Below are 21098 nucleotides of genomic sequence, written 5' to 3' on the forward strand. Positions count from 1 at the left end.
GTGCCGCCCGGTCAGCGCGACCCGACGCGGCGGAGCTCGCGGGTGTCCTCGACCTCCCCGTTCGGGCTCTGCTCCTCGAGCCCGATGACGCCGTAGTCCCAGCCCTTCCGGCGGTACACGACGCTCGGCCGGTCGGTCTCGCTGTCGATGAACAGGAAGAAGTCGTGGCCGACGAGCTCCATCCGGTCGACCGCCTGGCTCACGGTCATGTGCTCGGACGCGAAGACCTTCGTGCGGATCACGACGGGGTTGTAATCCGGCTCCTCGGCGCCGGTCTGAACGGGAACCGAACCGGTGGCGACCTTCTCGATCAGCTCGACCGGCGCCGGGGTGATGTCGATGACGCTGAAGTCGCTCTCCTGCGCCTCACGCAGCGAGGTCGGACGGTTGTGGCCCCAGTGGATCTTGCGGCGGTCCTTCGACTGCCGCATCCGCTCGAGCAGCTTCTCCATCGCCAGGTCGAACGCGACGTACTTGTCGGAGCCTTCCGCCTCAGCCCGCACGATCGGACCCTTGCAGATGACCGTAAGCTCCACACGGTCGTCCCCCTTGGCCCCTCGGGACTCGGCTCGCCGGATCGCCTTCACCTCGAAGGCGAGCGCCTTCGGATCGAGATGGGTGACCTTGTCGGACTTCTCCGTCGCGTAATCGCGGAAGCGATCCGTGATCTCCACGTTTCGCCCGGTGATGGTTACGTCCACTGCGACCTCCTCGTTCCCTCAGCGCCCCGCCCGAGGTGTCAGGCGGAGTTCAGCGCCTTGGGACGAACCTAGTCGTCTGGGCCGGGAAAGTCCCTGGGGATTCTGGAAGAGGATCCGCGCGCCCGGAGCGGAGCGGTGTCGAGGCGAGCGCGGCCGCGCCGACGACCACCCCGCCGGCCGCCCGGACGGCCCGCACGCACTCCTGGAGCGTCGCGCCGGTGGTGAGCACGTCGTCCACCAGCACGAAGGTGCGGCCGCCGAGCGGTCGCCTGGCGCGCATCGTTCCGGCGGCGTTCCGCCGTCGTTCGCCGGAGCCGAGCGCCTTCTGCGCGATGCGTCCGCGGGTGCGGCGCAGCACCCTGCACGCGGGCAGCCGGGCGCGGCGGAGCAGCAGCCGGACGGGGTCGTACCCCCGCCTGCGATAGGCGGCGGCGGACGTGGGAACCGGAACGAGCTCCGCGGCCGCGCCACCCGGAAGGTCCCGGGCGGCGGCGACCGCCATCGCGAGCGGACCGGCCAGCACGCGGGCGGTGTCCGTGCGGTCGCCCTCCTTGTAGCCGAGCACCATCGCCCGGAGCACGCCGGTGTAGTCGAGCGCCGCGACGGCAGGCGTCCCGTCGGGAAGCGACCGGCGAACCAGAGCCGGCTCGAGCGCCGCACGACACGAGCGGCACACCGCCCGGTCCGGCCGCCCGCACCCAGCGCACTCGACCGGCGCCAGCACCGCCCAGGCGTCGAGCAGTGCGCTCCGCACTGCGTGCGGCAGGGCGGCACGAGCGGCGGACGTCATCCCTTCAGCCTGTGCCGCTCCCGCACGGGCAGCCGGCGCGGCGTCGGGTTCGGGGACCGGCACGCGGCGAAGCGGCGGGTGGAGGAGGGGCGGTCACCTCTGCTCGGCCAGCACGGACGCCTCGACGCGGGTCGGCAGCCACGAGGTGCCGCGCCGCTGCAGGAGCACCCCGTCGGCCAGCACGCGAAGGCCGCCGACCCCACCGTTCCCGCCCGCGATGACCGTCCCTCCCGCCGCGACGCCGAGCCGCTCGCGAGGTCCGCCGACGTCGAAGCGGGTGACGGTGCGAGCGGCCGCCTCGTCGGCCAGGAGCGCGACGGACCGCTCGTCCACCCAGGCGGCGTCGAGCGGTGTTCCGTCGGCTATCGGGAACGCGAGCGTCTCGGCGGTGAGGCCGACCGGCACGGTGCCCTCACGCACGATTCCCTTCACGATGAGCCGCGGACCGGTCGAAGTCTCGAGCGCCAGCAGCATCCGGGCGCCGTCACGCGACACCCGCATCGCGACGATCCGCGCATCCGACGGCAGGTTCGACCGGATCTCGTACGACCCCCTGGCGAAGTCGAACGCCTTGATCGAGGTGGCGCTCGCTTCGCGGGCGGACCAGACGAACCCCATGGGGTCGAGGGACGGCGGCACGAGTCCGGCGCGCTGGTCGATCAGCAGCGGCTCGGTCCCGGTCCGGACGAGGACCACGCCGTCCGCGTTCCGCACCACGGCGACGGATGAGTCCCCGGCGTAGGTGACCGCGGTCGGTTGGAGGCTCTCCACCTGGCCGCTGATGCCGGCGATGGGCATCGTGCTGTCCCCGGTGGCATACCCGAACTCGCCGTCGCGCAGCACCAGCGGCGACCCCTCCACGTTGGGCTTCGTGATCGCGTCCGGACCCGGGACGTCCGGCGTCGGCAGGGCGATGCCCTCGACGGTGATCTCGGCGCCCGTGACGTTGAACTGGCCGCGCAGCGTCTCCGTGAGCTGTTGACGCATCCGGTCCCGCTCGAGCTCCGCGGTCTCCGCCGCCTCCCCGCTCAGGTCGACCGTCGCGGTCCCGTCGTCGATCTCCACGACGTCTCCGCGGACGGTCCCCGGCGGGAACGCGGTCACCACAGCCCCCTGGCCGAGGTAGGGCGCGGGGCCGCCGAGCAGCTCACCGACGACGGCGGACTCGAGGTCCGACCGGCCGGTGGCGAACCAGCGGACATCCGGCACGAGGTAGGCGAAGCTGGGGTCGAAGAACCAGAGCGGGAAGTCGTCGAACACCGAGTCGAACCGCACGGAGGCGAGCACGATGCCGTCGGGCACGTCGCTGATCCGCCATTCCCCGTCCTCGTTCTCCGTGAACTGGACCTCGAACCGCTGGGTGGTGGGGGCCTCCTCGCTGTAGATGCCGTCCGGGTCCACGTAGGCGGACGCGACGAACGAGTACGACAGCGTCGTGCGGTTGGTCCGCGTGATGGTGCCGGCGTCATCCCGGATGCTGACGAGCTCGTTCGGGTTCCATTCCTCCCGGATGCGCTCGTCGAGGAACTGGCGGGCGATCTGGTAGCGCCGGCCGGGTGCGACCGCGGCCTGCAGGAAGCCGTTCAGGATCTCCTCCTGCGTGGCACCCTCCTGCGGCCCGTCTGGCCCGAACACGATCCCGGAGTCGAACTCCTCGCTGATCACCTCGCCGATCCCCACACCGCCGCTCGTGGGGAATCCGGCGCACCCGGTGAGGGCGAGCAGCAGGGCGAGGGCGGCGACGGCGGCTCTACGCATCATCCTCGTCCTTCCGTGGCGGGACTTCGTCGTGCGGCGGCAGCGGCAGCGGCGACGACTCCAGTCTCTCCCCGCGGACCCTGGGAAGGGTGAGCCGGAAGCAGGATCCCTCGCCTTCCTGCGACCACGCCTCCAGCCACCCGCCGTGCAGCGCCGCGTCCTCGAGCGAGATGGCGAGGCCGAGGCCGGTGCCGCCGGTGGTGCGCTGCCGCGATGGATCGGCGCGCCAGAAGCGGTCGAACACCTTGGCGACGGCGTCCGGCGGCATGCCGACGCCGTAGTCGCGCACCGCGATGGCGACGGCGTGCTGGTCGCTGTCGACGTGCACGACGATCGGCTTGCCCTCACCGTGGTCGACCGCGTTCGCCAGCAGGTTCTGCAGGATGCGGCGGATCCGCCTGGCGTCGACGTCGGCCTCGAAGTAGCCGCCCGGCGCCACCATCCGCAGCGCCGTGCCCTTCGACGCGGCGAGCGGGCGCATGGCGTCGATGCTGTCCTCGACGAGCGGCACGAGGCTCGTCGGCTCGGTCTCCAGCTGCACCGCTCCGGCGTCGTAGCGGCTCATCTCCAGCAGGTCGGAGAGCAGCAGCTCGAACCGGTCGATCTGGGTGCGCAGCAGTTCCGCGGTCCGCGCCGTGGTCGGCGGGAAGCCCGCCCGCTGGTCGTACAGCACATCGCCGGCGAGCCGGATGGTGGTGAGCGGCGTCCGCAGCTCGTGCGAGACGTCGGACACGAAGCGCTGCTGCACCTGTGAGAGCGTCGCCAGCCGCGTGATCTGCTGCTGGAGGCTCTCCGCCATCCGGTTGAAGGAACGTCCGAGCGTGGCGATCACATCCTCACCCCGCACGGGGATGCGCTGCTCCAGCTGCCCGGCGGCGAGCCGCTCACTCGTCTCGGCGGCGAGCCGCACCGGCGCGATGACCCAGCGCACCACCACCCAGGTGACGGCCGCGATGAGGAGGACGAGCGCGAAGCTGCCGAGGATCAGCGTCTGCTGCACGAGGTCGAGGGTGCGCTGGGCCTCACTGAGGTCGTAGACGAAGTACAGCTCGTAGCGGTCGGAGTCCAGCACGTCGATGGGTGTGCCGAACGCTAGGGCGGGAATCTCCCGGTCGCTGTCGAGAGGGAGGGACACCGACTGGCTGTAGATCCGGCGCTCGGTGTCCGCTCGCACCGCCGCGCGGAGCTCCTCGGTGATCACGTTCTCCGGCTCGAAGCCCTGGCTCGCGAGGTCCACCAGCAGCCGCTGTCCGTCCTGGTCGGCGCTGCGCATCAGCGCGACCGCCGTCTCACTGCCGGGAACGGCCGCCGTCCGCTGAATGGCGAGGAAGGCCGGGTCGCTCGCGGCCTCGAGGGCGGCCACCCCACCCTGCTCCACCGCGGTGTTGAGCGCATTCTGGAACTGCGTTGCGGCCGTCTGGCTGATGCTCTCCAGCTGATCCAGGCGGAAGTCGAACAGGTTGTTCCGGATGCTCGTCGACATGTAGCTGCCGATCAGCGTGACCGCGGCCCCCGAGAGCAGCACCGTGATGGCCACGGTGCGCGCCTCGAGCGACGACCGCCACAGCCTGGTCACCCGATCCAGTGCAGCCCGCCAGCGGATCGTGCGCATCGAGACTCACGTGCTGACGCCGGCGCGGTAGCCGACGCCCCGCACCGTCATCACGATCTGCGGGTTGTCCGGGTCCTCTTCGACCTTCGCCCGCAGCCGCTGCACATGCACGTTCACGAGCCGCGTGTCGGCTTTGTAGTGGTAGCCCCACACCTGCTCGAGCAGCATCTCGCGGGTGAACACCTGCTGCGGCTTCATCGCGAGCGCGAGCAGCAGCTCGAACTCGAGCGGGGTGAGGTTGATCTTCTGGTCCGCACGCCGCACCTCATGCCCGGCCACGTCGATCACCAGGTCCCCGATCTGCAGGGTCTCCGCGGCGACCGCCGGCGTCTCCCGGAGCCGGGTGCGGATGCGGGCGACCAGCTCCTTCGGGTTGAACGGCTTGACGACGTAGTCGTCGGCACCGCTCTCGAGGCCACGGACCACATCCATCGTGTCGCTGCGTGCGGTCAGCATGATGATGGGGACTCCGCTCTCGGCCCGGATGCGCCGGCACACCTCGATCCCGTCGACGCCCGGCAGCATGAGGTCGAGCAGCACCAGATCGGGCTTGGAGGAGCGGAAGTCGGCGATCGCGGCCTCGCCGTCGGCGGAGAAGCTCGGATCGAAATCCTCGGCGCGCAGCACGATGCCCAGCATCTCGGCCAGGGCGGTGTCATCGTCGACTACCAGGATTCGGGCGGTCATGGTCCTCTGCTCGGGTACGGGGCCTCAAGAATTCCAGCGTATCGGTAACCATCGGGCGCCACAGGCGTGTGAAACCATAGGGTCGGCGACCGGACGGCGCCGGTGGCGAGGAGGTTCCGTGAGCGACGACCAGCAGTGGCAGGCGCCGGGCAGCCCAGTCCCGCCGCCGCCCGGCGACTGGAGCGCTCCGGGTCAGCCGGCGCCGCCATCCGGCTGGGGCGCTCCGGGCCAGCAGCCGCCCCCGCCCGGTGCGAGCCACCCGGGTGCCTTCCCCCCGCCGAGCCCCGCGAACGGCGCCGCGTGGGCGCCGCCGCCGAAGCCGGGGCTCATCCCGCTGCGGCCGATGAGCCTGGGCACCATCCTCACCGCGTCGTTCCAGGTGCTTCGCCGGAACCCGAAGCCGACCTTCGGCGCCGCGCTGCTCGTCCAGGGCGTTGTGACACTGGTCACGGTGCTCGTGGTGGGCCTCGTCACGGTCTACGCGGTGGGCCGGGCCGCGTCGGCGGCCACAGAGGATCAGGAGGCCCTCTTCGCCGGCGCGATCAGCGCCGTGCTGCTTGCGAGCATCATCCCGGTCGTGTTCTCCCTGATCGCCGTCGCGCTGCTGCAGGGCGTCATCGTGCTCGAGGTCGCGCGCGGCACCGTCGGTGAGAAGCTGCGGCTCGCCGGCCTCTGGCGACTCGGCCGTGGGCGCATCTGGGCGCTCGTCGGCTGGGTGCTGGCCGTCACCGGCATCGTGGTCGTCGGACTCGCGATCCTCGTCGGGATCGTGGTCGCGATCGTCGCCGTGGGCGGGCAGGCCGGGGTCGTCGCCGGTGTGCTGCTCGGCATCCTGCTGTTCATCGGTGTCGTCGTGGTGTTCTTCTGGCTCGGGACCAAGCTGTCGCTCGTGCCGAGCGCGATCATGCTGGAACGGTTGACGATCGGCGACGCGGTTCGCCGCTCCTGGTCGCTCACCCGCAACTTCTTCTGGCGCGTCCTCGGCATCACGCTGCTCGTGGCCGTCATTCTGGGCGTCGCCGGCAATGTGATCACCGCACCGTTCTCGGTGGTCTTCGCGATCCTCCCCGGCATCTTCGCGCCGACGGGCGATCCGACCCCCGTTCTGGTGATCGGCGGCCTGTCGTACCTGCTGCTGCTCATGGTGTCCGCGCTGATCGCGGCCGTCACGTCGGTGGTGCAGTCTGCGACGGCGGCCCTCATCTACATCGACTTGCGGATGCGCAAGGAGGGCCTGGACCTGCGGCTGCAGCACTTCGTCGAGGAGCGCGCAGCGGGCAACCCTGCCGCCGCCGACCCATACCTCCTGCCGGGAGGCGCCGTGGCGCCGCCGGCCGGTGCCCAGGGCGAGGGCGCCGCCTGGGCATGATCCCGATCACCGTCCCGGTCGAGCCGGACGCACCCGACGCGCGGGAGTGGCTGCTCGACGAGCTGTCGAAACCCGCCTACGAGCGCGCGAAGCCGAACTGGTTCGACCGGGCGTCCCAGGCTGTCTGGGACTGGATCACATCGCTCTTCGAGGGCGGCTTCGGCGGTCCTCCCGTGCTCACCCTGGTGCTTCTCGGGCTCCTGATCCTCGGCGGCGTTGTGCTCGCCTTCGTCCTCTTCGGCTCGCCGCGCCTGAACCGCAGGAGCTCCGCGTTCGGTGCGGTGTTCGGCGAAACCGACGAGCGTGATGCTGCGGAGCTCCGGCGCGCGGCGGATGCGGCCGCCTCACGGGGCGACTGGACCCTCGCCATCGAGGAGCTGTTCCGCGCGATCGCGCGGGGCCTGGCGGAGCGCGCCGTGCTGACCACGAGCCCGGGTACCACCGCGCACCACCTGGCCGAGCGGGCGGGCGCCGCCTTCCCCGCGTTCGCCGACCGTCTGCGGGGTGCCGCCCGGATCTTCGACGAGGTGCGCTACCTCGGGATTCCAGGGTCGGCAGACCGCTTCGACGCGGTGCTGTCGCTTGAGCGCGAGCTCCGCTCAGCCCGCCCCGCGGCCCCGAGCACCGCGGCGGTCCCGGCGTGAGCGGCCCGCCCCCGGCGGCGGGAAGCCACGTCCTCACCCCCACCGTACGCACGACCGCCCGCCGCTGGCTGTTCTGGATCGCCGCGGCGCTGTTCACCCTGCTGCTGGCGCTCGTGTCGATGGCGATCGCCGGCGCCGGCGTGCCCGGGGCATACCTCTCCCCCGAGAACGCCGCGCCCGCGGGCGGCCGCGCCGTCGCGGAAGTGCTGCGCAGCCAGGGCGTCGACGTGCGCTTCACCGAAAACCTCAGCGAGACGCTCGATGCGGCTGAGGACTCCGAGTCCGCCACGGTCCTGCTCTACGACGAGGGCCTCCTCGACCGGGAGATGCGCGAGCGGCTCGCGGGCACCGGGGCCGACCTGATCGTGGTGAACCCCGGCCAGGCGGAACTCGACGATCTCGCACCGGGCGTCGAGCTCGGCGACACGCCGGACGGGGTGCTGCGCGCCGATTGCCGCGTTCCCGCGGTGCAGCGCGCGGGAGAGGTGACCCGCGCGACCGAGGGGTACACCCTCACGGACACGGCGGACCGGGCCACCACGTGCCTCGAGGGCGAGTCCGGCTCCTTCTCACTCGTCCAGCTGCAGGACGGGGACCGCACCGTCACCGTGCTCGGCGCCGGCGACGCCCTCACCAACGAGTTCGTGGTCGAACAGGGCAACGCCGCCCTCGCACTGGGACTGCTGGGCCGTACGGACGTGCTCGTCTGGTACCTGCCCGGCCTCGATGACGTCGCCGCGCCGCCGTCCCTCGGCGAGCTGTCGCCGCGCTGGGTGACCCCTTCAGTGGTGCTGCTCGCCCTCACGGTGCTCGCGGCCGCGTTCTGGCGCGGACGCCGGCTTGGCCCCCTCGTGGTCGAGAACCTGCCCGTCGTCGTCCGCGCCAGCGAGACCATGGAGGGTCGCGCGCGCCTCTACCAGCGCTCCTCCGCCCGGCGGCGCGCCCTCGACGCGCTGCGCGTCGGCACGGTCTCGCGCCTCGCGTCGGCGCTCCGGCTCGGCCGCTCGGCGTCGGTCGACGATGTCGCGTGGGCGACCGCGGAGCGCACCGGGCGGGACCCGCAGCAGGTGCGGCACCTGCTGCTCGACGCGGACCCGGCCACCGACGGCGAGCTGGTGCGGCTGTCGGACGACCTCCTTGTCCTCGAGCGCGACCTGCGGGCCGCGCTCGCAACCGACACCCGACCCTCGGGTTGAGCAGCCGCGCGGCGGCGTTTCGAAACCACCGGGAGAATGAGCACATGACAGATACCGAGCTCCGCCAGTCGCTCGCACGGGTGCGCAGCGAGGTCGGCAAGTCGGTCGTCGGGCAGGACGGGGCCGTGACGGGCCTGATCATCGCCCTCCTCGCGGGAGGACACGTCCTGCTGGAGGGCGTCCCGGGTGTCGCGAAGACGCTGCTCGTGCGCACCCTCAGCCATGCGCTGCGGCTCGACACCAAGCGCGTGCAGTTCACCCCCGACCTCATGCCGGGTGACGTCACCGGATCCATGGTCTACGACGCGAAGGCCGGCGAGTTCGAGTTCCGTCAGGGCCCGGTGTTCACGAACATCCTGCTCGCGGACGAGATCAACCGGACGCCGCCGAAGACGCAGTCCGCGCTGCTCGAGGCGATGGAGGAGCGCCAGGTGTCAGTGGACGGCATGACCCGCAAGCTGCCGGCGCCCTTCCTCGTCGCGGCCACCCAGAACCCGGTCGAGTACGAGGGGACCTACACGCTGCCAGAGGCTCAGCTGGACCGGTTCCTGGTGAAGCTGGTGCTCGATGTGCCGGCCCGTGACGCGGAGATCGAGGTGCTCACCCGGCACGCCGCCGGGTTCGACCCGCGGAACCTCGCGGCCGCCGGTGTCACTCCGGTGCTCGACGCGGCGGAGCTCGCGGCAGCCCGCGAGGCGGTCGGCCGGGTCGGCGCGAGCCCCGACGTGCTGGGTTACGCGGTGGATCTCGCCCGCGCGACCCGGCAGAGCCCGTCGGTGAAGCTCGGGGTGAGCCCCCGCGGCACCACGGCCCTGCTCGCCGCGTCGAAGGCGTGGGCGTGGCTGCAGGGCTTCGACGCGATCACGCCGGACCACATCCAGGCGATGGCGCTGCCGGTGCTGCGCCACCGCATCCAGCTGCGCCCGGAGGCGGAGCTGGAGGGGGTGTTCCCGGATTCGGTGCTTCGGGGCATCCTGCAGCAGGTCCGGGTGCCGATCTGACGATGGCGGTCTCCGGGTGGTTCGTGCTGCTGCTGGCGGTCGGCGTCGTGCCCACCGTGCTCACGAACCTGCCCGTCGTCGCCGTGGCCTGGGCAGCGGCTTCGCTGCTGCTCGCGGTCGTCGACGTGCTGCTCGCCGGGTCGCCGCGGCAGCTCACATTCACCCGCGAGCTCCCGGCGCGCATGCGTCTCGGCGAGACCGTCGAGGCGCGGCTGCTCGTGACGAACCCCGGCCGCCGGACCGTCCGGGGTGTGCTCCGGGACGGCTGGCCGCCGTCCGCCGGGGCGGCCGCCACGCGGTCGTGGATCACGATCCCCGCCGCGGAGCGCCGCTGGACCGTCACGACGCTCCGCCCCTTCCGTCGCGGCGAGCGCCGCGCCGCCCACGTCACCGTCCGCTCGTTCGGCCCGCTCCGGCTCGCCGCCCGGCAGGCCACCGCCGTGGTCCCCGGCGCCATCCGGGTGCTGCCGCCGTTCGCCTCCCGCAAGCATCTCCCCTCGCGGCTCGCCCGCCTGCGCGAGCTCGACGGCCGCACCAGCGTGCAGATCCGCGGCCAGGGCACCGAGTTCGACAGCCTGCGCGACTATGTGCGCGGCGACGACGTCCGGTCGATCGACTGGCGGGCGACCGCGAGACGCAGCGACCCGGAAGGCGGCGGTCAGAAGCTCATGGTGCGCACCTGGCGGCCCGAGCGCGACCGCCGCGTGGTGCTGGTGGTGGACAGCGGCCGCACCTCGGCCGCCCGGATCGGGAACGAGCCGCGCATCGACACCGCATTCGAGGCGAGTCTGCTGCTCGCGGCCCTTGCGAGCCGCGCCGGAGACCGCGTCGACCTGGTGGTGTACGACCGCCGTGTGCGCGGTCGGGTGCAGGGCGCCACGGGCGCCGAGTTGCTCTCCGCCATGGTCGACACCATGGCGCCGCTCGACCCGGAGCTGCTCGAGACGGACTGGTCGGGCGTGCCGGCGCTCGTCCGCTCGGTCACGGCGCACCGTGCCCTCGTGGTGCTGCTCACCTCCATCGAGGCCCCAGGGGCGTCGCGCGGCCTGCTGTCGGTGCTGCCACAGCTCACCCGATCCCACACCGTCGTGGTCGCATCCCCGACCGATCCGGCCGTGCTCGAGGCGACGCGCGCACGGTCGAGCCGCACCGAGGTGTACCGGGCGGGGGCCGCGGAGCGGGCGCTCCTCGACGCGGAGCGCGTCGCCGCCGCGATCCGGCGGCTGGGCGGCGACGTGGTCACCGCGTCGCCGTCGGAGCTTCCGCCCGCGCTCGCGGACCGCTATCTCGCGCTGAAGGCCGCCGGCCGGCTCTGACGGGCGCGCTCCGAGTCGATCCTGGATGCGCTCTCCGCGCCTCCTGGGTGCACGGCCGGGTCTGCGATACCCTGCGGATGTCCACACCAGCTCCCGGAACGGAAATCCTCACCATGGCTCAGGACTCGGCCCCCTACGGCCTCACGCAGCGGCTCATCGCGGAGGTGTTCGGCACCTTCACGCTGGTCTTCGGCGTCATCGGGACGGCCCTCTACGCGTCGGACAACACCGGGTTCCTCGGTGTCGCGCTCGCGGCGGGTCTCGCGGTGCTTGCCGCCGCCTACACGGTCGGTCACATCTCCGGCGGCCACTTCAACCCGGCCGTGACGGTCGGCGCCGCAGCCGCAGGGCGGATGCCCTGGCGCGACGTCCTGCCGTACATCGTCGCGCAGCTGGTGGGGGGCCTCGTCGCCACGACGCTGCTCTTCGCCATCGCCGCGAACGGCCCGGACGGGTTCCTCTCGGCAGCTCAGGAGGGCGGGTTCGCGTCCACCGGCTTCGACAACCTCTCCCCCGACGGGTTCGGCCTGATCGCCGTGCTCCTGGTCGAGTTCATCCTCACCGCGGTGTTCCTCTACGTCATCCTCGGCGTGACCGCCCCCGGGTCGACGACGGCCGGGTTCGCGCCGCTCGCCATCGGTCTGGCGCTGGTGCTCATCCACCTGGTGGCGATCCCGGTGAGCAACGCCTCGGTGAACCCGGCGCGGTCCGTCGCTACGGCGGTCTACGGCGGAACCGACGCGCTGGCCCAGGTGTGGGTGTTCCTGGTGTTCCCCATCCTCGGCGCGCTCGTTGCCGGCTTCACCTACCGGATGCTGTTCGCCGAGCGGCGCGCTGTCGCCGCGGGCGCCCCGCGGCGCCGCTGAGGGACCTCAGCCGTCCCGCGCCACGGCCGCGCCGCTCTCCGGCGTGTGGTCGGGGCGCGGGAGCTCCCGCATTCGGGTGAGCGGCGAGAGCACGACCGGCGCCGCCCCGAGCACGGTGCCCGCGACCGAGATCCACAGCGACGCCTGCATCCCTGCGGCCACGCCGAGCCACCCGCCGAGCAGGCTGCCGAGCGGGAGAACGCCCCAGACCACGAAGCGGATCGACGCGTTCATCCGGCCCAGCAGCCGCGGCGGGCACAGCCGCTGGCGGAGCGTGACCTGGGTGATGTTGTAGACCACCACGAAGAACGCGATGAGGAAGTTGCCGGCGGGCAGCAGCACGATCGCGAGCTGCGGTGCGAAGAGCGACAGGGGCAGTGGCACCATCGCGACCCCGAATGCGATCGACGAGATCGACAGCGCCGCGCCCTCGCCGAAGAGCTTGGTGAACCGGGGAGTGAGCAGCGCCCCGAGGAGGCCGCCCACCGCGCCGAAGGAGAACATCACGCCGAGCACCGCGGGTCCGAGGCCGAGGTCCCGGAGCACGAGCAATGGCAGGAGGGTGAACGCGATCCCGGAGAACAGGTTCGTGATCGAGGTGGTGCCGGTGATCCGCCGGAGCAGCGGCTGGTGCCAGACGAACGCGACGCCCTCCGCGATCTCGCGCAGCAGCGGCTGCCGCGCGGCACGGTCGGGCGGCGCCTCGGTGTCGCGCACACGCCCGAGGCTGAGCGCGGACGCCAGGTACGTGCCCGCCGTGAAGAGCAGCACCGCCGGAGCCGTGATCAGGCTGAGGAGCCCGCCGGCGATCCCGGGGCCCGCGATGTTCGCGACCTGGGCGGTCGCCTCCAGCTTGCTGTTCGCCTCCCCGACCTGACGGTCCTCGACGAGCAGCGGGATGTAGCTCTGGTAGGAGACGTCGAAGAAGAGGGTCGCGACGCCCACGGCAGCGGCCACGGCGATCAGGTGCCAGAGCTCCAGCACGCCAGTCAGCGCGAGCACCGGCACGGCGGCGAGCAGCAGCATGCGAGCCAGGTCGGCCGCGATCATCACGCGGCGCTTGCGCATGCGGTCGACCCAGGCGCCGGAGGGCAGCCCGAGCACGAGGAAGGCCGCGGTCGACGCGGCGACGAGCAGCCCCATCTCCCACTCGTTCGCGCCGAGCAGCGTGATCGCAACGACGGGAAGGGCGAGCTCCGTGAACTGCGCGCCGAACTGGCTCACGCCCTGGCCGGCCCAGAACCAGCGGAAGTTGCCAGAGCGGGCGAGCGAGTCGGGGGTCACCCGGCCAGTATCCGCTCAGTGATTGGGATAAGTCAATCACTTGCCGGAGATGTCGCATACTGGGGAGGTGACCACTGGTGCGCCCGACGGGACCGGCGCCCGGCAGGATGCCGGCGACGCGGCCGTCGAAGCGCGCGCCCGCGCGCTCAGCTCGCCGCTGAGGCTGCGCATCCTGCGACTCTGCCTGCATGAGGCACGAACCAACCGGGAGCTGGCGGATCAGCTCGGAATGAACCCCGGCACGACCCTGCACCACGTCCGCTCCCTGGTCGATACCGGCTTGCTCCGAGCCGAGGAGCCGCGGCGCGGCAGGCGCGGCGCCCGGGAGGTGCCGTACCGCGCCACCGGGCTCAGCTGGCGGACGCCCGTCCCGCGGGGGTCACAGCTGCTCCTCGACACCTTCCTGATGGAGATCGACGGGCTCGACCCCGAGACACTCACCGCCACCCGTCTCGGCCTGAAGCTCAACCCCGCGGACCGGCAGCAGCTCCTCGACCGCTTCCAGGCGCTGTTCGACGAGTACGCCGCCCGGGAACCCGACCCCGACGGAACACCGATCTCCCTCTTCTTCGCCGAGCACCCCGACCCGCGCGCCTGAGTGTTCCCATTCCGGCCCATTGCGCCCGCCGCGCCGGGAACAATAGGCCGGAACGGGAACAGTGAAGCCAGCTAGGAAGCGACGAGGCGCTTCGCCCCGGCCTCGAACTCGTCGAGATCGCCGGTCTGCCCGGCCCGCGTCGCGATGCGGCCGAGCACCCACTGGTAGAGCAGGAACGCGACGAGGGCGCCGGTGCCGATGAGGATCTTCAGCGGCCACGGCCACTCCTGCCGCGTGACGAAGCCCTCGATGAGCCCGGAGATCAGCAGCGAGATCACCAGCCCGATCACGACCGTGAAGAGGGCGCGCCCGTCCTCGGCGAGGGCCTGCGACCTGGTCCGGCCGCCCGGCGCGACCCAGGCCCAGAAGATCATGAGGCCCGCGGCCGCCGACACGAAGATGCTGTACAGCTCGAGCTGGCCGTGCGGTGCGATGTAGAGGAAGAACTGGTCGAGCCGGCCGAACTCCGCCATGATGCCCGCCGCCATGCCGATCCCCTGCGCGTTCTGGAGCACCACGAACGGCACCCAGACGCCGGTGATGCCGAACGCGATGCACTGGGCGCAGATCCAGGCGTTGTTGGTCCACACCTGTCCCGCGAACGACAGCTCCGGATTGTCGGAGTAGTAGGCGGTGAACCCGTTCTCGGCGTAGTCCCGCAGCTCCTCCTCGGTGCCGAGGTTCGCCAGCACGAGGGGGTCGCTCGCCACCCAGAACGCGTAGCCGGCCGACACCGCGGCGAAGACGAAGGCGACCGCCAGGGTCAGCCAGCGGATCCGGTAGAGCGCCGCAGGCAGCTGGGCGCCGAAGAACACGGTCAGCTGGGCAAGCACGTTGGAGCCCGCGCCGCTGAAGCGCAGCCGCGCGCGGGAGAGCGCCAGGGAGAGCCGGTCGCCGTGCACGGAGGAGCCGGTGGTCGACTTGATCTGCGACAGCTGGGTGGCGCCCGACTGGTAGCGCTCGATCAGCTCGTCGGCCTCGGCGCCGGTGAAGCGCCGCTGCTTGCCGAGCTCGGCAAGCCGGTCCCACTCATCGCGGTGCGCGGCGGAGAAGGCGTCGAGGTCCATCTGCTTCAATGATGGCATGGCGCGCACCCCCGGACCGGAGGCGATCGCGCATGCGGACGACGACTTCGAGCTCGTCACCGGCGAGGCCGTTGCCCTCGATGTGCGGCCCGCGGGATTCGTCCTCCGGGCGGCCGGCGCCATTCTCGACTGGCTGGTCTACTTCGGGTCGTACATCCTGCTGCTGCTCCTGATCTCGAACCTCGCGGGAGCGATCGCGCTGGACGACGCCGCGACCGCCGCGATCGCGATCAGCACCCTGGTTCTCTGCATCGTGGTCGCCCCCATCGCGGTGGAGCTCGCCACCTCCGGCAAGTCGCTGGGCAAGCTCGCGGTCGGTGCCCGCATCGTGCGCGACGACGGCGGCGCCATCACGTTCCGGCATGCGTTCATCCGCGCGCTCACCGGAGTGCTGGAGATCTATCTCACCTTCGGAGGCTTCGCGGCGCTCTTCGCGCTGCTGAGCGGCAAGTCCAAGCGGATGGGCGACTACCTGGCCGGCACCTACGCCCAGCATGAGCGGCTGCCGAAGGTGGTGCCGAACGTGTTCGGTGTTCCGGTGCCGCTGCAGGAGTGGGCCATCACCGCCGACGTGGGGCGGATCCCCGACCGGCTCGCCCGGCGGATCGCCCAGTTCCTGTCCCAGGCGGGCGATCTGGTGCCGGACACCCGAGCCCGGATCGCCGCCGAGCTTGCCGCGGAGACCGCGGCTTGGGTCTCCCCGGTGCCTGCCGCGGACCCTGAGCTGTTCCTCGCCGCCGTCACCGCCCTCCGCCGCGACCGCGACGCCGTGGCGCTGCGGCTCGAGGCGGAGCGCCTGGCGTCACTCGACCCGGTGCTCCACGGCCTCCCGCACGGATTCCCCGACCGCGGCTGACGAACCTCGGTCCCCGAGCCTGGAGACGGGTCATCCGAGTCATCCCATCGGGCGCTTCGACAGGCTCAGCGACCGACTTCAGCCGCCGGGGTTGCTTCGACGCGCTCGAGCACCGCTCGAGTCAGTAGCGGTAGTGGTCGGGCTTGAACGGGCCCTCGGCCGGAACGCCCAGGTACGCCGCCTGCGCCGGGGTGAGCTCCGTGAGCTCGACGCCGAGCGCATCGAGGTGCAGCCTTGCCACCTTCTCGTCGAGCACCTTGGGCAGCACATAGACCTGGTTTTCGTACTCGTCCCGCTTCGTGTAGAGCTCGATCTGAGCCAGCACCTGGTTCGAGAACGAGTTGCTCATCACGAATGAAGGATGACCGGTGGCGTTGCCGAGGTTCATCAGCCGGCCCTCGCTGAGCACGAGCACGCTGCGGCCCGTCGGCAGGCGCCACTCGTGCACCTGCGGCTTGATCTCGATCCGCTCGGCGCCCGGGATGCGGGAGATGCCGGCCATGTCGATCTCGTTGTCGAAGTGGCCGACGTTGGCGATGATCGCGAGGTGCTTCATCCCGAGCACATGGTCGACCGTGACGACGTTCTCGTTCCCCGTCGCCGTCACCACGATGTCGACCTGCTCGAGCACGCTCTCGATTCTGGCGACCTGATAGCCGTCCATCGCCGCCTGCAGGGCGCAGATCGGGTCCACCTCGCCGACGATCACCCGGGCGCCCTGACCGCGCAGCGCCTCCGCAGCACCCTTGCCGACGTCGCCGTAGCCCGCCACGTAGGCGACCTTGCCGCCGACGAGCACGTCGGTGGCGCGATTCAGGCCGTCGGGCAGGGAGTGGCGGATGCCGTAGCGGTTGTCGAACTTCGACTTGGTGACCGAGTCGTTGACGTTGATCGCCGGGAACAGCAGCTGCTCCGCCTTCGCCAGCTCGTAGAGCCGGTGCACACCGGTGGTGGTCTCCTCGGTGACCCCCTGGATGGCCGCGGCGACGCGGGTCCAGCGGTCCGGAGACGCCGCGAGCGACCGGCGCAGGAGGCTCAGCACGATGCCGAACTCCTCGCTGGTGTGCTCGTCCGCCTCCGGGACGGCGCCCGCGAGCTCGAACTCGCGGCCCTTGTGCACGAGCAGGGTGGCGTCTCCGCCGTCGTCGAGGATCATGTTCGGACCGTCGAAGCCTTCGGCGCTCCAGTCGAAGATCCGCTCCGCGAGCTGCCAGTACTCCTCGAGGGTCTCGCCCTTCCAGGCGAACACCGGCACGCCGGCCGGCTCCTCGGCGGTGCCGCTCCCCACGACGATCGCCGCCGCCGCCTCGTCCTGCGTTGAGAAGATGTTGCAGCTCGCCCAGCGCACCTGCGCGCCGAGGGCGACGAGCGTCTCGATCAGCACCGCGGTCTGCACGGTCATGTGCAGCGAACCGGCGATGCGGGCTCCGGCGAGCGGCTGGGCGCCGGCGTACTCGGCACGGAGCGCCATCAGTCCGGGCATCTCATGCTCGGCGAGCCGGATCTGGTGGCGGCCGGCCTCGGCGAGGGCGAGGTCGGCAACCTGGTACTGCAGTGTCGTCGCGGTGGGCATTCCCCGATTCTCGCATTCGCCGCCTGCGCGTTACGCGTGCTGAACGGGCCACTTCGGCGCAGATGGCCCGCCGCGGCGGCCCGGATACGCCGAAACGGGCCGCTTTCGGGTTCAGGCTCGGATCAGCGCGAGCACGCGGTCGCGGAGCGCGGCCATGACCTCAGGGGTGCCGGCCTCGACGTTGAGGCGCAGCAGGGGCTCGGTGTTCGACGGGCGCACGTTGAACCACCAGAACGCGTCGCCGGTGGCGCCGCTGACGGTCAGCCCGTCGAGCTCGTCGAGGGTCTCCCCCGCGAACTCCCGGACGATTCGCTCGTACGCCGCCGGGATGTCGTCCACGGTCGAGTTGATCTCGCCGCTGAGGGCGTATGGCGAGAACCGCCGGCCCAGCTCGGAAAGCGGCTCGTCATCCGCTCCGTACTCGGCGAGCAGGTGCATGGCTGCGAGCATGCCGTTGTCGGCGCCCCAGAAGTCCCGGAAGTAGTAGTGGGCCGAGTGCTCACCGCCGAAGATCGCCCCCGTCTCGCGCATGACATCCTTGATCAGCGAGTGCCCGACCCGGGTCCGCACGGGAACCGCGCCGGCCCGCTCGATGGTCTCCGGCACCGCCCGCGAGGTGATCAGGTTGTGCAGCACGTGGATCTCGGAGGGTTCGTCGCCCTGCGCCGCCCGCACGCGGGTGATCTCGCGAAGCGCCACGATGGCGGCCACCGCGCTCGGAGTCACCGGCTCGCCGCGCTCGTCGACGACGAAGCAGCGGTCGGCGTCACCGTCGAACGCGAGGCCGAGGTCCGCCCGGTGCTCGACCACGGCATGCTGCAGGTCGACCAGGTTCTCGGGCACCAGCGGGTTCGCCTCGTGGTTGGGGAATGTGCCGTCGAGCTCGAAGTACAGCGGCACGACTTCGACGGGCAGGGCCGGGAGGCCCGCCCCGGTGCCGAGGACGGCAGGCACCGTTCTTCCGGCCATCCCGTTGCCCGCATCCACCACGATCCGCATCGGCCGGACGGAGCGCAGGTCCACGAGCCCACGCAGGTACGCCGCGTAATCGGCCAGCACGTCGAGCTCCCGGTACGGTCCGACGGTGATCGGGGCGGGCAGACCCGAGTCGAGATACGCCTGGGCGCGGTCGCGGATGGCGGCGAGTCCCGTGTCGAGGCTGATGCCCTGCGCGCCGGCGCGGCTGAACTTGATGCCGTTGTAGGAGGCGGGGTTGTGGGACGCGGTGAACATGGCGGCGGGCGCCCCGAGCGAGCCGCTCGCGAAGTACGACTCGTCGGTCGAGCACAGCCCGACGAAGATCACCCCGGACCCGCGGGCGCGGATGCCGTCGGAGAACGCCTGGGCCAGCTGTGGGCTGGAGTCCCGCATGTCGTGCCCGACGACGATCTCGACTCCTTCGCCGCCGACCTCGTCTGCGAACGCCGCGCCGAGCGCAGCGGTGACCTGCGGGGTGATCTGCGAGCCGACCAGGCCTCGCACGTCGTAGGTCTTGACGAATGGGGTCAGATCGATCGGCGCACGGGTCACGCCCTCGAACCTATATCGCGCACCACTTCGTAGCGGACGATCTGCCACCCCTGCGGAGCGGAGAGCCGTTGGGAGTGGCGCTCGCAGAGGTCGTAGCTGTGGGGATCGGTCGAATTGCTGAGCGGGCCGAGCACCGCCATGGAGTCGGCGTAGACATACGTCAGCGTCGCCACCGCGATGCGGTCGCAGGCGACCTTGCTGCACGTTCTCACCGGCATGTGCGACCCGTCCTCATTTCGCCAAGAGTAACGCCGACCGAGCGCGCCTAGGATTGCGACATGCCACGATCCACCCGTCGCGTGCCCGCCCGGCGCGCCGGACGAGGCGACCGCCACGGCCGCTCGCTGCGGTCCAGCGTGGCGGGGCCCCATCTGCCGCCGCTGCGCACCCGTCAGGATGTCTTCGAGCTGACGGTCGCGTCCGCCGTGGAGTACCTGCGCGAGGCCTGGCCGGAGGAGCTCGAGTCGGTGCGGATCGAGGTCGCCGGCATGCCGGCCGCACCGGCGGGCGCTCGGGGGGTCGAGCGCTGGCGCGTCGTCCCGCGGGAGCGCACCGTGATCCTCTACCGGCTGCCGATCGAGCGGATGGCGCACCTGCACAAGAACGACGAGTGGCACCGCCGCTCGTTCATCGAGAGCTGTGTGTTCCGCGCGGTGGCCGAGCTGCTCGGCAAAGACCCGTGGGACCTCGCCCCCGAGCGGTTCCGGCACTTCTGAGGCGCGGAGCGGTTCAGCCCGGGTACACCGTGACGGGCTCCGCCGCCGGGCGCTGAGGCAGCACCGGGTATCCGGCGACCGACCCGTGTCGGAGGTAGGAGACCGCGCCGCGGAGCTCGCCGTCGGCCTGCAGACGGTACGTCTGCCTGCGGGCGACCGGCACCACGGTGGTGGCTCCCGGGTCGACCGCGATCTCGATCGCGGTGCCGTCCGCCGCGGTGAGCGTTCCGCTCGCGGCGGCGGTGCCCGGGTTGTGGAGGAACAGTCTCGGCCCGGGGCCCGGGGTGATGCTCACCCAGGCCTCGACGCCGGCCTGCAGCGCATCCACCGCGGCGAGCCACGCGAAGTCGGTCTCACCTGCCGGGCCGAGCTGCGACTGCCTGACCGCCGCGACGACCGGCAGGTCGGCGTCGACGGTCACCGTGTAGGTGCCGTCCGCGAGCGCATCGAGGGGCACGTCCACGACCTGGTCCGGCTCGATGTGGAACGCCAGCGAGGCGCCCTCCTGCCGCGGATCGTCGGCCACCACGCCGATGCGGACTTCGGTGTGCTCGTCGCCGGGCACGAAGAGGCGCACTACCGTCTGGAGATCCTCGTACCCCTCGACGGACATCCTCTCGAGCAGCGCCTGCCCGTTCGCCACGCGGACGCCGGGGATGTACTGCCGTTGCGCGGGCGCCGCCGTCGCGCCGAAGGTGTCGATGCCACCCGCCTCGATCCCGCGGACGATCGACTGCTGGAGGGCGGCGACGACCTGGCCGCCGCGGCTCTCGACGTGCACGACGGGTGAGGCGAGGTTCGGCGCGAGCCCGGACAGCGGCACGACGACCTGCTCGCCAGCCGGCACCGAGATGCCGGACGCACCGGGCGGGCTGACGGGGCCGTCCTCGCCGATCAGGGTGAGATCCACGGTGGCGGCGACGTCGGTGGGGTTCAGCAGGTTGAGCAGAGTCGTGCGGCCGAGATCCGTCGAGCCGCCGACGAGCCACTCGGCGGCGGCCGGTGCGGGGCACGCGGAGGCGACCAGCCCGACGAGCCCCGCCGACCCGTACTGGGACTGCGCCGCCGACCCGAGCACCCCCGTGCCCGCCGGGTCGGGCACCGACTCCACCGCGAAACCGCGGCTCTCGGTGCCGGACAGCGCCGCGGAGAGCGGTCGCTCGGTCAGGGCAGCGCTGGCACCGGCGGCATGCACGGGCACGCCGACCGCGGTGACCGCCGCCGATCGGCCGGGCGCGGACTCGGCGAGCTGGAGCAGCGGTCCAGCACAGGCCAGGCGAAGGCCATCCGCGGACGGGACGACCGACGCCCGGACCGGGGTTGCGTCGACCCGCGGAAGGGTGAGCAGCGAGGATGCGGCGACGGTGCCGCCCAGGGCGAGGACGGTCGCCGCCGCGAGCAGCATCCGCCCGGTCGCGCGACGCCCTCCCGCGGGACGGGCCGGGCGCGCGGCTCGGCTCGCCCTGCGGCCCGTCGCCCGTGTCGCGAGCGCAGCAGCCGGCGTCGGGGTGGCAGC

The 21098-nt window shown here is 71.9% G+C and carries 20 protein-coding genes; 9 read left to right on the forward strand and 11 right to left on the reverse strand.

Annotated features, from left to right (window positions below):
* Positions 1–11: 11 nt before the first annotated feature.
* The 5 genes from hpf to mtrA all read right to left on the reverse strand — a co-directional run bounded on the left by hpf (position 12) and on the right by mtrA (position 5548).
* Positions 12–701: a ribosome hibernation-promoting factor, HPF/YfiA family gene (gene hpf / locus ACFFGH_RS26370; RefSeq protein WP_386673928.1), complete on the reverse strand. Its 690-nt coding sequence runs from the start codon at positions 699–701 to the stop codon at positions 12–14.
* A gap of 49 nt (positions 702–750) precedes the next feature.
* Positions 751–1491, reverse strand: coding sequence for a ComF family protein (locus ACFFGH_RS26375; protein WP_386673930.1), 741 nt, complete (start codon positions 1489–1491; stop codon positions 751–753).
* 93 nt (positions 1492–1584) lie between these two features.
* Positions 1585–3249, reverse strand: a complete 1665-nt coding sequence (locus tag ACFFGH_RS26380) for an LpqB family beta-propeller domain-containing protein (RefSeq protein ID WP_386673932.1) — start codon at positions 3247–3249, stop codon at positions 1585–1587.
* Positions 3242–4861, reverse strand: coding sequence for an MtrAB system histidine kinase MtrB (mtrB, locus tag ACFFGH_RS26385; protein WP_386673935.1), 1620 nt, complete (start codon positions 4859–4861; stop codon positions 3242–3244). Before mtrB ends, ACFFGH_RS26380 begins: the two co-directional genes overlap by 8 nt.
* 6 nt (positions 4862–4867) lie before the next feature.
* Entirely contained in the window at positions 4868–5548 is a 681-nt protein-coding gene (gene mtrA / locus ACFFGH_RS26390; protein ID WP_386673936.1) for an MtrAB system response regulator MtrA, read from the reverse strand.
* A 118-nt stretch (positions 5549–5666) separates the two neighbouring features.
* Here mtrA and ACFFGH_RS26395 point away from each other — a divergent pair, with 118 nt between their 5' ends.
* The 6 genes from ACFFGH_RS26395 (at position 5667) to aqpZ (ending at position 11940) form a co-directional block, all read left to right on the forward strand.
* Positions 5667–6917, forward strand: coding sequence for a DUF7847 domain-containing protein (locus ACFFGH_RS26395; protein WP_386673938.1), 1251 nt, complete (start codon positions 5667–5669; stop codon positions 6915–6917).
* Positions 6914–7561: a DUF4129 domain-containing protein gene (locus tag ACFFGH_RS26400; RefSeq protein WP_386673940.1), complete on the forward strand. Its 648-nt coding sequence runs from the start codon at positions 6914–6916 to the stop codon at positions 7559–7561. The genes ACFFGH_RS26395 and ACFFGH_RS26400 overlap by 4 nt, the downstream gene beginning before the upstream one ends.
* Positions 7558–8757 (forward strand): DUF4350 domain-containing protein, encoded by a 1200-nt coding sequence (locus ACFFGH_RS26405; protein WP_386673942.1) that lies wholly within the window; start codon positions 7558–7560, stop codon positions 8755–8757. Before ACFFGH_RS26400 ends, ACFFGH_RS26405 begins: the two co-directional genes overlap by 4 nt.
* A 44-nt stretch (positions 8758–8801) precedes the next feature.
* Positions 8802–9758 (forward strand): AAA family ATPase, encoded by a 957-nt coding sequence (locus tag ACFFGH_RS26410; protein WP_386673944.1) that lies wholly within the window; start codon positions 8802–8804, stop codon positions 9756–9758.
* Positions 9759–9760: 2 nt separating this feature from the next.
* Positions 9761–11074 (forward strand): DUF58 domain-containing protein, encoded by a 1314-nt coding sequence (locus ACFFGH_RS26415; RefSeq protein ID WP_386673946.1) that lies wholly within the window; start codon positions 9761–9763, stop codon positions 11072–11074.
* Positions 11075–11187: 113 nt separating this feature from the next.
* Complete coding sequence (gene aqpZ / locus ACFFGH_RS26420) at positions 11188–11940, forward strand: aquaporin Z (RefSeq protein WP_386673948.1); 753 nt, start codon at positions 11188–11190, stop codon at positions 11938–11940.
* Positions 11941–11946: 6 nt separating this feature from the next.
* On the opposite strand, the gene ACFFGH_RS26425 is transcribed toward aqpZ, so the two are convergent.
* Positions 11947–13224 carry an MFS transporter gene (locus ACFFGH_RS26425; RefSeq protein WP_386673950.1) on the reverse strand — a complete coding sequence of 426 codons (1278 nt, stop codon included), beginning with the start codon at positions 13222–13224 and terminating at the stop codon, positions 11947–11949.
* Positions 13225–13291: 67 nt separating this feature from the next.
* Here ACFFGH_RS26425 and ACFFGH_RS26430 point away from each other — a divergent pair, with 67 nt between their 5' ends.
* On the forward strand, positions 13292–13822 hold the full coding sequence (locus ACFFGH_RS26430; protein WP_386673952.1) for an ArsR/SmtB family transcription factor: 531 nt from the start codon (positions 13292–13294) through the stop codon (positions 13820–13822).
* A 71-nt stretch (positions 13823–13893) separates the two neighbouring features.
* Here ACFFGH_RS26430 and ACFFGH_RS26435 read toward each other — a convergent pair whose 3' ends face one another.
* On the reverse strand, positions 13894–14907 hold the full coding sequence (locus ACFFGH_RS26435; protein WP_386673954.1) for a stage II sporulation protein M: 1014 nt from the start codon (positions 14905–14907) through the stop codon (positions 13894–13896).
* Here ACFFGH_RS26435 and ACFFGH_RS26440 point away from each other — a divergent pair.
* The gene (locus ACFFGH_RS26440; RefSeq protein ID WP_386673956.1) at positions 14906–15763 is read left to right on the forward strand and encodes an RDD family protein; all 858 of its coding nucleotides are present in this window, start codon (positions 14906–14908) and stop codon (positions 15761–15763) included. The two genes, ACFFGH_RS26435 and ACFFGH_RS26440, sit on opposite strands and share 2 nt — an antisense overlap.
* Positions 15764–15884: 121 nt before the next feature.
* On the opposite strand, the gene ahcY is transcribed toward ACFFGH_RS26440, so the two are convergent.
* From ahcY to ACFFGH_RS26455, 3 genes are all read right to left on the reverse strand, one after another.
* A complete protein-coding gene (gene ahcY / locus ACFFGH_RS26445) occupies positions 15885–17336 on the reverse strand; it encodes an adenosylhomocysteinase (RefSeq protein WP_386673958.1) in 1452 nt (483 codons plus the stop codon).
* A 111-nt stretch (positions 17337–17447) separates the two neighbouring features.
* Positions 17448–18866 carry a phosphomannomutase/phosphoglucomutase gene (locus ACFFGH_RS26450; protein WP_386673960.1) on the reverse strand — a complete coding sequence of 473 codons (1419 nt, stop codon included), beginning with the start codon at positions 18864–18866 and terminating at the stop codon, positions 17448–17450.
* The gene (locus ACFFGH_RS26455; protein ID WP_386673962.1) at positions 18863–19084 is read right to left on the reverse strand and encodes a DUF3499 family protein; all 222 of its coding nucleotides are present in this window, start codon (positions 19082–19084) and stop codon (positions 18863–18865) included. The genes ACFFGH_RS26450 and ACFFGH_RS26455 overlap by 4 nt, the downstream gene beginning before the upstream one ends.
* A 60-nt stretch (positions 19085–19144) precedes the next feature.
* Here ACFFGH_RS26455 and ACFFGH_RS26460 point away from each other — a divergent pair, with 60 nt between their 5' ends.
* Positions 19145–19582: a metallopeptidase family protein gene (locus ACFFGH_RS26460; RefSeq protein ID WP_386673964.1), complete on the forward strand. Its 438-nt coding sequence runs from the start codon at positions 19145–19147 to the stop codon at positions 19580–19582.
* Between the two features lie 13 nt (positions 19583–19595).
* On the opposite strand, the gene ACFFGH_RS26465 is transcribed toward ACFFGH_RS26460, so the two are convergent.
* On the reverse strand, positions 19596–21098 hold a 1503-nt coding region (locus ACFFGH_RS26465), incomplete at its 5' end, for a DUF5719 family protein (RefSeq protein WP_386673966.1).

The sequence above is a fragment of the Lysobacter korlensis genome, assembly GCF_042434515.1.

Excerpts from the sequence above, each read along its gene's own strand:
- ACFFGH_RS26375 (WP_386673930.1), bottom strand. The coding sequence starts at position 1,491 with ATGACGTCCGCCGCTCGTGCCGCCCTGCCGCACGCAGTGCGGAGCGCA.
- ACFFGH_RS26380 (WP_386673932.1), bottom strand. The coding sequence starts at position 3,249 with ATGCGTAGAGCCGCCGTCGCCGCCCTCGCCCTGCTGCTCGCCCTCACC.
- mtrB (WP_386673935.1), bottom strand. The coding sequence starts at position 4,861 with ATGCGCACGATCCGCTGGCGGGCTGCACTGGATCGGGTGACCAGGCTG.
- mtrA (WP_386673936.1), bottom strand. The coding sequence starts at position 5,548 with ATGACCGCCCGAATCCTGGTAGTCGACGATGACACCGCCCTGGCCGAG.
- ACFFGH_RS26400 (WP_386673940.1), top strand. The coding sequence starts at position 6,914 with ATGATCCCGATCACCGTCCCGGTCGAGCCGGACGCACCCGACGCGCGG.
- ACFFGH_RS26410 (WP_386673944.1), top strand. The coding sequence starts at position 8,802 with ATGACAGATACCGAGCTCCGCCAGTCGCTCGCACGGGTGCGCAGCGAG.
- ACFFGH_RS26415 (WP_386673946.1), top strand. The coding sequence starts at position 9,761 with ATGGCGGTCTCCGGGTGGTTCGTGCTGCTGCTGGCGGTCGGCGTCGTG.
- aqpZ (WP_386673948.1), top strand. The coding sequence starts at position 11,188 with ATGGCTCAGGACTCGGCCCCCTACGGCCTCACGCAGCGGCTCATCGCG.
- ACFFGH_RS26440 (WP_386673956.1), top strand. The coding sequence starts at position 14,906 with ATGGCGCGCACCCCCGGACCGGAGGCGATCGCGCATGCGGACGACGAC.
- ACFFGH_RS26435 (WP_386673954.1), bottom strand. The coding sequence starts at position 14,907 with ATGCCATCATTGAAGCAGATGGACCTCGACGCCTTCTCCGCCGCGCAC.
- ahcY (WP_386673958.1), bottom strand. The coding sequence starts at position 17,336 with ATGCCCACCGCGACGACACTGCAGTACCAGGTTGCCGACCTCGCCCTC.
- ACFFGH_RS26455 (WP_386673962.1), bottom strand. The coding sequence starts at position 19,084 with ATGCCGGTGAGAACGTGCAGCAAGGTCGCCTGCGACCGCATCGCGGTG.
- ACFFGH_RS26460 (WP_386673964.1), top strand. The coding sequence starts at position 19,145 with ATGCCACGATCCACCCGTCGCGTGCCCGCCCGGCGCGCCGGACGAGGC.